Raw genomic sequence first — 13632 nt, 5'->3', positions numbered from 1 at the left:
GGTCTTGTCGTCAATGCCGTCACCGTCGGTGTCTTTCTTGTCCGGATCGGTGCCAAGCTGGTTCTCTTGCCCGTTGGTCAAGCCGTCGCCATCGCGGTCACCGGTTGGATCAACTACAGGGTCGTTCGGGTCAAGCGGGTTGGTGCCGTTGTCCACCTCGGTCTTGTCGTCAATGCCGTCACCGTCGGTGTCTTTCTTGTCCGGATCGGTGCCAAGCTCAGCTTCTCGGCCATTCGTCAGACCATCTTTGTCATCATCTTCATTCGGATTTCTTCCCTCAATCCGCGTTTTTTGCAGTTCGAAGCTGATGTAAGCACTTGTTTCATTACCTTTAATGTCGCGGACGATAGCGGTAATGCCGTAGGTGTTGTTACCGCCTTCTTCGAAGGCAGGCAAGGCAGCTAAGTTTAATGTTCTAAGGTCTGCGCCATGCAACTGAGCTGCCGATATTCCCATCTTGTCAAACAGTGGGCTCTGCCAAATGATTTCAGCAATAGCATATTTGCTCTGCACTGTGAGCGGTAATACCAATGGAGTCAGTTCAAAGCCTGCTATTTGACCGCGTTCGAAAGAGGCAAATAGCGTCTGAATTTTGCTGTACTCAAGCACAATTTGGTTATTACGTGTGACTAAGTCATTACGCATACCTTGCAGTGATTTATTCACTTTAGTGCTGTCGAGCATACTGTTGAGCGACTCGCCGAGACGCCACTCTAAATTAACGCCTATGTGGTTATTGTGCTGACCACCCGAAGCTTCGGTATGGCTGGCATCAAATTTCACCAAGGGGATCGGTTGATAACCTAAGCCGACCGTCAATGCATGCGGATCTTTGACTAATTTATGGCTGCCGAGAATATCGACATTATCACCAAAATACTGCTCAACTTTTAATGAACCAGAAAGTTCAGGATGTGATGGCCAATATTGTTCAATATTAAGATCAGCACCCGTTGCAGCACGAGCACTGTAATCTTCAATATTGTCGGACTCTTGCCAAGAGCTCACAGGCATATAGGCATTGGAAGATAGCTTAAACTCATCGCGCCATGCTTCAGCACCTAAACCAACACGTGACGCTTTGGCGGTGAAATCTTGATCGTAAAATGCGTTGTAACCCAACATCCACTCATCAAGAAAATGGCGTTGCCCCACACCGATATTCGCGGTCACGTTGTCGTTGCTAGATTTCCTGACGCCACCTTGTATAAATGGCATTCTGGCTTTAGTTTCAGCAAATGGAATTAATAGATCAACAGATGAATCTGCAATATTGAGATCATCATCAAGCGCAATTTTGGCTTTAGCAGTACCACTGCCAACCAGCTCAGACGCATATTGATTTGCTTCAGCTTCAAAACCACTAATCGCTTGGCGCTTCCAAAAATCGATTTCTTGCTTAGCGCCATATCCAGCGCCGATACTTTCAGAATTTGCATTATTATAAGTCTGGCGAGCAATTTGATCAGCCAGTGTTTCATTTTGCTCAGCCAGCTGACTTTGCGCCATTTGGCCAGCAATGCGACTAGAGTGTTGAGCTGTATAATCAGCAATAGACTTTTGTTGTTCTTTATTATCCGTGATTTTTAAAGTACGGTTGCCTGCCATATCAGGCAAGGCAATGTGCAGTGGCACATTAATTTCCTGACCAATGATAATTGGATTGATAGCCACATCACTTTTATTGATGGTAAGCAGCATATGCACAGAAATACCATGCGCTTTGGCAATTGAATCTAAACTATCGCCTTCTTTAATAGAATAAACCTTTACCGATGTCTGCTCAGAATTATTATTGGTATCTAATATTGCATTAGCAGCATAAACCACAGGCAGTGCGGTATTGTGACCAATAAAAAGGTATGTCCATACCAATTGATAAATGCGACTTCTTTTAAACATATTAAATAACTTCCTCAGCAACAAGCAACGTCATAAGCGATTAGACCTAAAATTAGGTAAGTGCATTTTAATTATTACTTAACATTAAAATATTACTGTAAATAAAAACCACCCTGATGGGTTGTTGAAATTTGGTTAACATTAGCCGTGATTTCTACAAAGAAAAAACTCTCTTCGAGTGAAGAAAGTCTAATAAAAAGTAGGTTTTTTACTCAGCTTTTTATGGCACAGATATTAACCGTATAAATAATATTTTTATGTAGGAAAAATACCGTTGGTATGTAGGATAAATCTTTTGAGTTAGTAGGAAAAATCTCTCTTGGTGTGGGGCGTTGAAGATGCCTAATTGGTGTCGTAGTTGGTTAGCTGCGACACCGTGGCCTGTGATGAAACCCGTTATCTATCCCCTCGGGAGCAATCAAGAAAGTGAGTGCATAACCTGTTGGCCAGCATGACATGTTTTGCTAACTGACGGGCGTGGCAGGGATTAAGACCATTGTTGCCATGGTTAGTTCCGCTGCTAATGCCAATCACAGATTAATATGGGCATCCAGTCGGTCGGGGAAGTTGATCGACAGTTCCAGTTTTGGACTGGATGCGTTCAGCTAAACTTACTCCACCAAGCTCAGGGCATCACGGGCGATCACCAGCTCTTCGTTGGTGGCGATGACCATCGCCATCCGACTCTCTTTGCTGGTGATGCGGCCCTCTCCTCCCAACACGGCGGCGTGGTTGGCTTCCTTATCGACCTTGAAACCAAACAGTGCTAACCGCGCCAGTACCATCTCCCGCACCATGGCGGCGTTTTCACCAATCCCCCCAGTGAACACCAGCGCATCGAAACGACCATCCAACGCGGCGGTATAGGCCCCGATGTATTTGGCGACCCGGTAGGTGAACAGATCTAGCGCTCGCTTGGCACCTGCGTCACTGGCGTAGTGTGAGGTCACATAGCGGCAATCACTGCTCACCTCGGTCAAGCCCTGCAAGCCAGACTCTCTGGTTAAGGTGTGGTTGATCTGATTGATGCTGTAACCCAGCTGGTCGTGCATGAAAAAGATAATGGCGGGATCGATATCACCACAGCGGGTGCCCATGGCTAGCCCTTCCAGCGGCGTCAGCCCCATGGAGGTATCAACAGATTCGCCATTCTTGATGGCGCAGACGGATGCGCCGTTGCCCAAATGGCAGTTGATGATGTTGAGCTCACTGAGCGGCTTGCCCAGTGCGCGCGCCGCCTCTTGGGCGATATAACGGTGTGATGTGCCGTGGGCGCCGTAGCGACGAATGCCATGCTCACGATAAAGGGAGTGGGGCAGGGCATAAAGATAGGCCTGCTCTGGCAAAGACTGATGAAACGCCGTGTCGAATACCGCCACGTTGTGGTTGGCCAACGCTGGAAACACCTTGAGGGCCGCGCGAATGCCGATGAGGTGAGCTGGATTGTGGAGCGGTGCGAACGGAATCGCGGCTTCGATGCCGGCAATCACCCGCTCATCAATGCGCACGGAGCGAGAGAACTGCTCGCCACCATGGACAATACGATGGCCAATCGCTACCAGCTGGCTGGCCAGCATCGGGTCTTGGGGCAGAATATGATCCACGATGTGATCTAGGGCTGCTTGGTGCGCAGCACCGGCCCCCAGCATCGCCTCACCCTTGACCCCGTGGAGTTTCCACTTGATGCGTGCATCATCCAGATTGAAACACTCGGCCAGACCGGACAGCTGGTCTTGGCCGGTTTCGGCGTCCATGACGGCAAATTTTAGGGAAGAGCTACCGCAGTTAAGGATCAATACCAACTTGCTCATGTTCTACATCTTCCTGTGTTTCGGCATGTTGCCGACAGTATCGAGTCATCCACGATGGATGGGATTCCCCTGCTGGGGGTGGATGGCCGCCAGCCATTGGCAGCCAATTTTTTAATTCAAGAGCTGGCACACGGGCGAAGATAAGTGAGGCCAAACATCACTGTTTAGTACTAGCCGTCGCTGAGCAGATCTCGGTGTACCTTCACCACCAGCTTTTTGATCTTGGTGGGCTCGGTGTGGGTACACAGTGGGCGATGTAATTCCCCCGGCCAGAAGATCGCGAAATCCCCAGGTTGCAGTGCCACATAGCTGGTTTGTGGCGTATCGACTAACCAAAGATCGGGGTGAGGGTGATCCGCCTCTTGCGGGTGATAGTCGTGGGGACCGACCCCAATCCACTCTTCCCCCCGCAGCAGTAGCTGAATGTCGAGATACTGCTGATGAAACTCGCCACGGCGCGCGTTGACCGGCTCGGTCAGATCGTCACTCACGAGGCAAAACAGCTGTAGCCCTGCGATCTCATGTTTCCCCACTGGGGCATCCCGCCAATGGGCGAGGCTTTGCACAACCTCCACCATGATGCGATCTAGCGGGGCGGGCAGTGGCGTACGAGCTAAGGTGTTCAGGCTACCGATGATCATCTGTGCATATGTCCTAGGTGCTGGGATTGGCTCATCAGCTTGCCACATCGTCAGCCCCGATGCTGTTAGCGAGGTCACTGTTGGGCCGCACCCGGTTATCGAGGACGGTGATTTATCTGCCAACATCGGCATTACCACCGAGTGATTGACTACAGGGCGTCACTCGGTTTCCATTAACGCGCTTTTGTACCAGCTGAAACCATATTATTCACTAGCATCCCCCCCGTAACTTTGACTAGACGCAAAAACGGGAGCATTTGCTCCCGTTTTTTTATCTTGTCTGTGGTCGTGTTGTGGCCTTACACCTTGTTGGCGTTTTCCACCGGCTTGGCATACATGGCGCGCCAAATTGGCTGATGCTCTGCTGGCACCTCCGCTTGGCGACGCTGGAATGCGGCCTGTTCGCTGGCGTTAGCGTGAGCGGTCACGTCGGCCGCCAAGTAGTTGTTGGGAAACAACCGGTAGCTGCCCCAAATGGCCTGATCGATCAGCGCCGCCAGCTCCTCAGGATTACTAAAGCCTTGGCATACAGGGGCGCCGAAAGAGACATGCACTCGCCCTTTCTGGCCGACGATCCCGGCCACGATGCTGGCGATATCCTCGAACTCGCCCTTTTCGTAGCTGCCGTTCACCGATTTTTCGTACAGCTCACGGGCTTTGGCTTTGTCGGTGGGGTCGAGTTCATAGCTGATGCTGACCGGCACAATATTGAGCGAGCTCATGTACTCGGCAAACTCGATCTTCTGCTTTTTACCATCGACATAGAACATCTTGAGGATGGCGGGATCGGTCTTGTCATCGCCATTCTTGGCACGCCCCTCTTTTTGGGCAATCCAGATAGAGTGGCCATCGCGCACCGACTCACCGATGTAGGCCGATAACTCGCCGAGTGCTTTCATCATCTCCCGCGGCGCTTTGGCCGAGCGTTTAACGATAAAACTTTTGTTGAGCTTCATCAGTTCGGTGGCGCAGGGTTTACGCAGCAAGTTATCACCGATGGCAATGCGCACGGTATCAAAGCCATGGGTGTGCAAGCCCCAGTTAACAAACGCAGGGTCCATGGCGATGTCTCGATGATTCGAGACAAACAGATACCCTTGCTCTTTTTTCAGGTGCTCCAGTCCCGAGAAGGTCACCCCTGCCGTCGAGGTGGCAATCATCCGCGACATGTAACGAGCAACCCCAGTTTGCACTTGATGAATAGTGGTAACTTTCGCCCACTTATAGCGTAAGAACTGGCGGATCAATGGGCGAAGTGCCCACCCCAGCCAGCTCATTAGCGAGCCGAAACGATACTTGGCGATGGCACCGATAAACTCATCATCTTGGATCAGTCGTTCGATGGCGGCAGGTACTTCTTCGTCGCGATAAGGGCGAATGTCCGCGAATCTATCTACTTCTGTCACAATGTCAGCCTTGCTGGTAAGAAGATGCGACCAACTCGGTTGGTCGAAGAAATTCAGGGCGCAATTTTACACATATTTCTCTGTTAGCGGGATGTAACGTTATCAGATAGTGAGAGCTAGCTTAAAAAACAGCGAGATAGCCCGTCAGGGCTAGCTCGGCTAGGCCTCGACGGTGAAGGAGAGCATCATGCCGGTATCTTCGTGCTCTAGTAGATGACAGTGTGCCATGTAGGCTCGCTCCTTGGGGGCTAGGTGGTCAAAGCGCACCAGCACTTCACTGCGCCCCCCTTCGATCCGCACGATATCCTTCCAACCAGCCCGATGGGGGGCGACGGGTTGACCATTCTCCGTGAGAATCCGAAAACGGGTGCCATGAATATGGAAAGGGTGCAGCATCATGTCGCCCTCCCCTGAGATGATCCAGCGCTCGGTCTGTCCCTGCTTAACGGCAAACTGAGGGCTATCCATCACAAACGCTTGGCCATTGATGCGGTTGCCATTTTGCAGATCGAGCGAGTCTGCGCTGGGGCTGGTGTCCGGCGCGGCCATGGCGCTGTGATCCATCCCTGCCATGTTAGCCATCTCAGCGGCGCTTTGCTTAGGCGCGGCCATGACGCTGTGATCCATCCCCGCCATGTTGGCCATCTTATCGGCGCTTTGCTTAGGTGCGGCCATGGCGCTGTGATCCATGGCCATCTTATCTGCGCTTTGCTTAGGCGCGGCCATGGAGCTGTGATCCATCCCTGCCATATTGGCCATCTTATCGGCGCTTTGTTTAGGCGCGGTCATGGCGCCGTGATCCATGCTCATGCCGGCCATGGCCGCCTGCCCATGACGATCCACCAGCGCCTGCATACCTTGCCGATCAAGCTCCGGCTCCATTGATAAGGTCAAGGTGCGAGTGGGCAACCCTTGCCAATCAGGCAGCGCTGGGAGCGTGGCCAGACTATCAGGCAGCGATCCTTGGCCGTTGAGCAACGAAGGTTGGATGCGTAATAAGGGCAGGGTGTTATCGAACGGTGTCAGCGTCATGCCGATCTGCTGGACTGGTAAGCTGACGAGATCAAACGGCTTGCCGTTGCGGGCATCAACCATCACCTCAAAGCGCTCCCCGGGCAGTAACGCCAATTCGCTCAGCTTGACCGGCTCAGCTAACAAGCCCCCGTCGCTGCCAATCACATAGAGTGCTCGCTGATCACTGGTTGCTAGCTTGAGCGTGCGGGCATTACAGCCATTGAGCAGCCGTAACCGCAGCCAACCACGGGGTGCAGTATGGGTTGGGTATTCAGCGCCATTGGTGAGCATCATGTCGCCAAACCAGCCGACCGCTGCGCTTAGCACATCCAACTGATAGTCGATCTGATCGTGGGCATTGAGCCGTTTGTCTTGCAATACCACCGGAATATCATCAATGCCCCAGCGCGCTGGCAGCGGCAGCCGCTCACTTTCATCGTCATCAATGATAAACAGCCCCGCCAAGCCCATGGCCACTTGCTGGCCCGTTTGGCCGTGGGTATGAGGGTGATACCAACAGGTCGCCGCCGGCTGGGCGAGTTGAAAGGAGGTGCGCCATTGTTGGCCCGGTGCAATGGTGGCTTGTGGCCCGCCATCCGCCGTACCGGGCACCTCTAACCCATGCCAGTGCACTGTGGTGGTTGCCATCAGCTGATTATGGATCTGCAGCCGCACGGTCTGCCCTCGCCGTGCCCGCAACGTTGGGCCCAGCAAATGGCCGTTATAGCCCCAGCTTTGGGTTGGCTGACGACGCCAGTGTATCTCACCGGCTTGAACGTTCAGTTGAATCACCCCCTCTCGGTCAGGGGCGAGCGCAGCGGGGATCGGTAAACTGGGTCGCTCTGCGGCAAAGCCATGGCGCCCCCAAGGCAACAGGGACGCGGCCCCTAACGCGGCAGAGTAGGTGAGAAAGTGGCGGCGATACATGATTCAATCCTCGTAAGTGAGAGCGGGGGGGGCAGCCAAGGCTAAGCACTGACCCTATGGCAAGGTCAAGGGGGCAAACGAGGGGCAGTATGAGCTGCTGATCTGTGGTCCCATCAAGCCGTGCGGCAGCACCGTGATCGGTAACCTAACAAATACGCAGCGCCAATAAAAATGCCGCCCAGTGAACACTGAACGGCATGGTAGCGAGCGAGGGAGCGGCGGCGCTTACTTAACGAAGTCGACCCCGAGTTGGATGTCCGCTTTCAGGGTGGCCAACATGCCATCCATTGCTTCTTGTTCGAACGCGCTCAACTTGCCGTAATCGAGCACGGTTTCAACGCCGTTTTTACCCAACAAAATGGGCTGAGCAAAGAAGGTGGCGTGCTTGCCGTCCCCTTCCACATAAGCACACTCGATGATGTTGCTCTCGCCCTTGAGGCCCTTGATGAGTGACAGACCAAAACGGCACGCGGCCTGACCCATGGAGAGGGTGGCAGAACCGCCACCTGCTTTGGCATCGACCACTTCAGTACCGGCATTTTGGATGCGCTTGGTCATGGCGGCGACTTCTTCTGTAGAGAAGTCAGCGCCATCAATCTGGGATAGTAGCGGCAGAATGGTCACGCCACTGTGGCCACCGATCACGTTGACCCGCACTTTGTCGATGTTCAGCCCTTTGGCCGCTGCCACGAAAGTCTCGGCGCGGATCACGTCCAGGGTGGTGACCCCGAACAGGCGACGCTTGTCATAGACACCGGCTTTTTTCAGCACTTCAGCCGCAATGGCCACGGTGGTGTTGACCGGGTTGGTGATGATGCCGATCAGCGCTTGCGGGCAGGTCGCCGCGCACTTCTCGACCAGATTCTTGACGATACCGGCGTTGATGTTAAACAGGTCAGAGCGATCCATCCCCGGCTTGCGGGCGACCCCAGCAGAGATCAGCACCACATCGGCACCCACCAGCGCAGGCGTCGGATCTTCACCGCAGAAGCCTTTGATGGCCACGTCGGTTGGAATATGACTGAGATCGACCGCCACACCCGGGGTGACCGGAGCGATGTCATACAAGCTCAGTTCGGAGCCAGCCGGCAGACGATTTTTCAACAGCAGAGCGAGGGCTTGACCGATGCCACCAGCGGCACCCAGAACGGCAACTTTCATATTCAACTCCATGTTTAAGCGTAGGTTTATGGTTGTTCCTTGTTGTGCGCCCAACCTTAAAGGATCGCCCTATAAAAAACAATCTGATAACAGTTGCGGTCATGGGTTCTGTGACCCACGAAACACGCCGCAGCAAAAAAAGGAAGCAAATGGGAAAAATAGGAGGAAAAGCACAGTTTTTTGGCTTTTCCCTCAGCATAAAACGCCGCAAGGGGCTCAACTAAGCCTGGAATGCCAATGCCCGCCGTTCGCACCAGCGAAAACCAATTGTTAACAATCCATTGAGGGTGAGATAGATGGCCCCAGCGACCCCAAACACCCCGAGGGTGTCGTAGGTCTGGGCATTGAGCCCCTGCGCCAACCCCATCACATCCATGATGGTGATCGTGCTGGCCAGCGAGCTGCCCTTGAGCACTAAAATCACCTCGTTGGAATAGGCCGGCACCAGCCGCCTTGCGGCATGGCGGGCCTTCAGCCACAAGGTTTGCTGCGGCGAGAAACCGAGGGCGCGGCACGCTTCCACCTCTCCGGCGGGGATGGTATCGAGCGCCCCTTTAAACAACCGGGTTGAATAAGCGGCAGTATTAAGGCCGAGCGCAAGCACGGCACAGAACCAAGGCTGTTTGAGCAGCACCCAGAGCGGGCTCTGTTTTAGCCATTCGAACTGACCCGGCCCGTAATAGATCAGGAAGATCTGAATCAGCAGCGGCGTACCGGTAAAAATCAACACCCACAACTGCACCAGCTGGGTCGCCACTGGCAGCTGCCGCTCCAGCACCCAGGTCATGGCGGTGGCGAGCACAATGCCCAGCAGCAAGCTGCACAGGGTCAGCTCCAGCGTGGTCATCAGCCCACCTAACAAGGTCACGACATAATCCTGCATGATTAACCTCCGTAACGGCGGGTATAGCGAGCCGCTAGGCTCAGGCCATATTCACTCAGCACACTGATCGCCAAATAGATGAGGGCCGCCGCCGCATACCAGGTAAAAGGTTGGTAAGTGCTCGCAGATGCCATTTGCGCTTGCCGCATCATCTCGTTGACCCCGATCAATGAGACCAACGCCGTGTCTTTTAACAGCACCAACCACTGGTTACCCAGCCCCGGCAGGGCATGGCGCCACGCTTGCGGTAATACGATCCGCAAGAAGATCTGGTGGCGACCCAAGCCAAGCGCCAGCGCGGCCTGCCGCTGACCAAGCGGCACCGCATTGAGTGCGGCCCGCAGCGTCTGGGTGGCGTAGCTGGCAAATAGCAACGAGAGCGCCAACACCCCACAGGCAAACGGGCTGAACTCCACGTACTCGCCAGTGATCAAAAACAGCAGCTGGGTCGAGCCGAAATAGATAAACAGCACCACCAATAGCTCAGGCAAACCACGGATCAGGGTGGTCAGCAATACCACCGGCCACGCCAGAATCCGCCGTTGACTAAGCTCGGCGGCGCTCAATAGCAGCGCCAAGACCATGCCGCCAACCAGTGATGCCAAGGCCAGCCCGAGGGTCATCCAGGCGGCATCCAACAACAGGCTCAGCATGGCTTACTGCGCAAAATACTTGTCAAAAATCTGCTGATAGGTGCCATTGGCCTTGATCTCGGCCAGCCCCTTGTTGAGCTGAGTCAGCAGCGCTTGATTGCCTTTGGCGACGGCGATCCCAAAGCCCGTGCCGAAGTATTTCGCATCTGTGACGGGGGTCCCGACGACGGCATACTCCTGATGTTGCTTCAGCCAATCAGCGGCCACTGCGGTATCGGCAAATACCCCATCGGTGCGGCCATTGATCATGTCAAGAAAGGCGCTTTGATAGCTGGCATAAGGCACGGTGAGCAATCCCTTACTTACCCAGTTATCCACCAGATACGATTGATGTGAAGAGCCGTTTTGGACGCCCACGGTCTTATCCACTAAGGCTTCTGGGCCGCTAAACGCCGCTTTCTTCGCGACAAATACCGCTGAGTTTTGATAATAAATATCGGAAAAATCGACTTGGGCGGCCCGCTCTGGGGTCACATCCATGGCCGCGATGGCGGCATCGTAACGCCGAAATTTAAGGCTAGGGATCAGGCTATCAAAGGCCTGATTGTGGAAGCTGCACTCCAGCTTGACCTGTTGGCAGATGGCGCGGACCAAGTCGATGTCAAAGCCCTGAAACTGGTTGTTATCATCAAGGTATTCAAACGGTGCGTAAGTCGCTTCGGTCGCGAATTTGATCTCTTTGGCGTGCACCGTGCTACTCAGTAGCCCCATCACAGCCAGCAGTAACAGACTCTTTTTCATCACAACATCCTCATTACTTTGAATATTAATTCATTAAAAATTCGGCAAACCGACGGGTTTGCGGCGCATCAAAAATAGCGGCAGAGCCAGACTCGATGATCTTGCCCTGTTCCAGATAGATCACCTGACTGGCCACTTTGCGAGCAAATTCCACTTCATGGGTGACCACCACCTGAGTAATGCCGGTGTGGCTGAGGTGGCGGATAATCTCGGCCACCTCTTTGGTGATTTCGGGGTCGAGGGCGGCGGTCGGCTCGTCGAACAGCAGCACTTGGGGGTCCATCATCAAGGTGCGGGCGATCGCTACGCGCTGCTGCTGGCCGCCCGACAAGCGGGCAGGCCACGCATCACACTTATCTGCTAATTGCAGCTGCGCCAGCAGTTGCCGCCCCTTGGCTATCGCCGCCGTCTTGCTCATGCCCAGCACCTTGATCGGCGCCTCGATGAGGTTGTCTAGCACGCTAAGGTGGGGCCACAGATGGTATTGCTGGAACACCATGCCCACTTGGCGACGCAATAGCTGCGCCTGACGGTTAAATTCCGCCTGAGTCAGGGGGGAGGGGAAGGTAAATTCACAATCAGCGATGCGCAGCACCCCCGCATCTGGGGTGTCTAGCAGGTTCATCATCCGCAGTAAGGAGCTCTTACCTGCACCACTTGGGCCCAGGAGCACTAGGGTTTCTCCCGGTGCGGTGCAAAAACGTATCTGCTGTAGCACCGGCACCTCGTGCCACGCTTTTTCGATGCCAATCAGTTCAATACTCATACAGCTCAATTGAATAAGTTTGCAAAATTTCGTCCTGATTTTAACCTGACCTAAGCGGCAAGCAAGCTAAATTTGCATCAATATGCAGCATAAAGGCCGATTCCTTGCAAAAAAAAGCATATGAATGCAAAATGGCGGCGCTGTTCGTATCTGTCGTCTGAATCCCTCAGACAGCCACACTTTCTCCTTCGTGAGTGCAAGATGAAACATAACGACAAGCAAGAAAAATTGGCTAAGGCCTTCAAAGCATTGCTTAAAGAGGAACGTTTCGGATCTCAAGCCGAGATCGTTACCGCGTTGCAAGAGATGGGGTTTGAAAACATCAACCAATCCAAGGTATCGCGGATGCTCAGTCGCTTCGGCGCGGTTCGCACCCGTAATGCCAAAATGGAGATGGTCTACTGCCTGCCGGTTGAACTGGGAGTGCCCACCACTGCCAGCCCACTCAAGAATCTGGTGCTAGATATCGACCATAACGGGGCCTTGGTCGTGATTCACACTAGCCCCGGCGCGGCCCAGCTTATCGCCCGTTTGCTCGACTCGCTTGGTAAAGCCGAGGGGATTCTCGGCACCATCGCCGGTGATGACACCATCTTTATTACCCCGACCAGCGACACCGATATTGAAGAGCTCTATCTCTCCGCACTTGAGCTATTTGAACAGACCCCTTAAGTATTTTGGCTGCGGGTAAACTCACCCAGTCTACCCGCTTGGTCGATGCCCTCCTGCCACAGCCCACACTCGGTCGCCTAACGTCCCCCCGCCAGATCGATAAACGTGCCGGTGGCGTACGATGCTTCATCTGATAACAACCAAGCGATCGCCGCCGCCACCTCAATCGGCTCGCCACCTCGCTGTAACGGGATCTGGCTTTTAAGGCGCTCCACGCGGTTGGGCTCGCCCCCATCGGCGTGCATCTGGGTATGGATAAAACCGGGCCGTACCCCATTAACCCGAATCCCCTGTGCGGCCACCTCCAGTGCTAGCCCTCTGGTTAGGGTGTCAATAGCACCTTTGGCGGCCGCGTAGTCCACATACTCCCCCGCCGCCCCGAGGCGCGAGGCTGCCGAGGAGACATTGACGATGGCGCTGCCAGGTGCCATCCGCTGAATCGCTTCACGGCAGCAGAGAAAATAGCTGGTGACATTGGTGGTCAAGGTATGGTTGATGCGCTCAGCACTCATCTGCACCACCTTCATTTGTGGCTGCAAGATCCCCGCATTGTTGACTAGGTGGGTGATCGTCCCAAGCTGCTCATCCATGTTGGCAAACAACCTGAGCACGTCAGCCTCGCAGCTAACATCGGCCTGCACCGCAAGACAAGAGACCGAATAACGGGACTGGATCTCGGCCACCAGCGCTTCTGCTGCCTGTTGTTGATGGCGGTAGTTAAGGCAGATTTGATAGCCTTGCTGAGCCAAGTAACGGGCTGTCGCGGCCCCAATTCCCCTGCTTGCACCAGTGATCAACACGTTCTTACTCATTGTTTCCCTTCCCATTTTCGTTACGTTGTCTGACGGTAAACCAAGCCATAGCTAGGCGATGAGATTTACCATCAGCGCTTCGGCGTTGCTAGCTCATTGACCGGCCGTCCACAGGGGCCTCAGCCTACTCGCGCCGTGAGACCATCTACACGCCGCGTCAGAATTTTCTGTTTCTGCTATCAAAGTGCCAAAGGTGCACTCCCTTCACTGTTGTGCCGCAGATGGTTTAGCTACAATCGGCCC

The 13632-nt window shown here is 54.0% G+C and carries 12 protein-coding genes; 1 reads left to right on the top strand and 11 read right to left on the bottom strand.

Annotation, left to right across the window (positions count from 1 at the left end):
* The 10 genes from CUC53_RS17565 to CUC53_RS17520 form a co-directional block, all read right to left on the bottom strand.
* Nucleotides 1-1902, bottom strand: a 1902-nt coding sequence (locus CUC53_RS17565; RefSeq protein WP_157798317.1) for an inverse autotransporter beta domain-containing protein, incomplete at its 3' end; no start/stop codon positions are given.
* Between the two features lie 611 nt (nucleotides 1903-2513).
* Nucleotides 2514-3713: an acetate kinase gene (locus CUC53_RS17560; RefSeq protein WP_100295316.1), complete on the bottom strand. Its 1200-nt coding sequence runs from the start codon at nucleotides 3711-3713 to the stop codon at nucleotides 2514-2516.
* Between the two features lie 170 nt (nucleotides 3714-3883).
* Nucleotides 3884-4354: a NanQ anomerase/TabA/YiaL family protein gene (locus CUC53_RS17555; protein ID WP_100295315.1), complete on the bottom strand. Its 471-nt coding sequence runs from the start codon at nucleotides 4352-4354 to the stop codon at nucleotides 3884-3886.
* 299 nt (nucleotides 4355-4653) lie between these two features.
* Nucleotides 4654-5760 carry a 1-acyl-sn-glycerol-3-phosphate acyltransferase gene (locus tag CUC53_RS17550; protein ID WP_100295314.1) on the bottom strand — a complete coding sequence of 369 codons (1107 nt, stop codon included), beginning with the start codon at nucleotides 5758-5760 and terminating at the stop codon, nucleotides 4654-4656.
* 159 nt (nucleotides 5761-5919) lie between these two features.
* Complete coding sequence (gene cueO, locus CUC53_RS17545) at nucleotides 5920-7701, bottom strand: multicopper oxidase CueO (protein ID WP_100295313.1); 1782 nt, start codon at nucleotides 7699-7701, stop codon at nucleotides 5920-5922.
* 225 nt (nucleotides 7702-7926) lie between these two features.
* The gene (mdh, locus tag CUC53_RS17540) at nucleotides 7927-8862 is read right to left on the bottom strand and encodes a malate dehydrogenase (RefSeq protein WP_100295312.1); all 936 of its coding nucleotides are present in this window, start codon (nucleotides 8860-8862) and stop codon (nucleotides 7927-7929) included.
* Between the two features lie 220 nt (nucleotides 8863-9082).
* Nucleotides 9083-9745 (bottom strand): arginine ABC transporter permease ArtM, encoded by a 663-nt coding sequence (gene artM / locus CUC53_RS17535; RefSeq protein ID WP_100295311.1) that lies wholly within the window; start codon nucleotides 9743-9745, stop codon nucleotides 9083-9085.
* Between the two features lie 2 nt (nucleotides 9746-9747).
* The gene (gene artQ / locus CUC53_RS17530) at nucleotides 9748-10398 is read right to left on the bottom strand and encodes an arginine ABC transporter permease ArtQ (protein ID WP_100295310.1); all 651 of its coding nucleotides are present in this window, start codon (nucleotides 10396-10398) and stop codon (nucleotides 9748-9750) included.
* Between the two features lie 3 nt (nucleotides 10399-10401).
* The gene (locus tag CUC53_RS17525) at nucleotides 10402-11139 is read right to left on the bottom strand and encodes a transporter substrate-binding domain-containing protein (RefSeq protein WP_100295309.1); all 738 of its coding nucleotides are present in this window, start codon (nucleotides 11137-11139) and stop codon (nucleotides 10402-10404) included.
* 25 nt (nucleotides 11140-11164) lie between these two features.
* Nucleotides 11165-11905 carry an ATP-binding cassette domain-containing protein gene (locus CUC53_RS17520; protein WP_100295308.1) on the bottom strand — a complete coding sequence of 247 codons (741 nt, stop codon included), beginning with the start codon at nucleotides 11903-11905 and terminating at the stop codon, nucleotides 11165-11167.
* A 201-nt stretch (nucleotides 11906-12106) separates the two neighbouring features.
* On the opposite strand from CUC53_RS17520, the gene argR reads away from it, so the two are divergent.
* A complete protein-coding gene (argR, locus tag CUC53_RS17515; RefSeq protein ID WP_100295307.1) occupies nucleotides 12107-12577 on the top strand; it encodes a transcriptional regulator ArgR in 471 nt (156 codons plus the stop codon).
* A gap of 77 nt (nucleotides 12578-12654) precedes the next feature.
* Here argR and CUC53_RS17510 read toward each other — a convergent pair whose 3' ends face one another.
* On the bottom strand, nucleotides 12655-13389 hold the full coding sequence (locus tag CUC53_RS17510; RefSeq protein ID WP_100295306.1) for an SDR family oxidoreductase: 735 nt from the start codon (nucleotides 13387-13389) through the stop codon (nucleotides 12655-12657).
* Nucleotides 13390-13632: the final 243 nt, after the last annotated feature.

This window comes from Aeromonas cavernicola, assembly GCF_002795305.1.
Classification (GTDB): Bacteria; Pseudomonadota; Gammaproteobacteria; order Enterobacterales; family Aeromonadaceae; genus Aeromonas; species Aeromonas cavernicola.
Note: the sequence above shows the minus strand (reverse complement) of the source record. Positions and strands in the feature narration are given on the sequence as shown.

Coding starts and splice junctions, on each gene's coding strand:
- CUC53_RS17560 (WP_100295316.1), bottom strand. CDS start 3,713: ATGAGCAAGTTGGTATTGATCCTTAACTGCGGTAGCTCTTCCCTAAAA.
- CUC53_RS17555 (WP_100295315.1), bottom strand. CDS start 4,354: ATGATCATCGGTAGCCTGAACACCTTAGCTCGTACGCCACTGCCCGCC.
- cueO (WP_100295313.1), bottom strand. CDS start 7,701: ATGTATCGCCGCCACTTTCTCACCTACTCTGCCGCGTTAGGGGCCGCG.
- mdh (WP_100295312.1), bottom strand. CDS start 8,862: ATGAAAGTTGCCGTTCTGGGTGCCGCTGGTGGCATCGGTCAAGCCCTC.
- artM (WP_100295311.1), bottom strand. CDS start 9,745: ATGCAGGATTATGTCGTGACCTTGTTAGGTGGGCTGATGACCACGCTG.
- artQ (WP_100295310.1), bottom strand. CDS start 10,398: ATGCTGAGCCTGTTGTTGGATGCCGCCTGGATGACCCTCGGGCTGGCC.
- CUC53_RS17525 (WP_100295309.1), bottom strand. CDS start 11,139: ATGAAAAAGAGTCTGTTACTGCTGGCTGTGATGGGGCTACTGAGTAGC.
- CUC53_RS17520 (WP_100295308.1), bottom strand. CDS start 11,905: ATGAGTATTGAACTGATTGGCATCGAAAAAGCGTGGCACGAGGTGCCG.
- argR (WP_100295307.1), top strand. CDS start 12,107: ATGAAACATAACGACAAGCAAGAAAAATTGGCTAAGGCCTTCAAAGCA.
- CUC53_RS17510 (WP_100295306.1), bottom strand. CDS start 13,389: ATGAGTAAGAACGTGTTGATCACTGGTGCAAGCAGGGGAATTGGGGCC.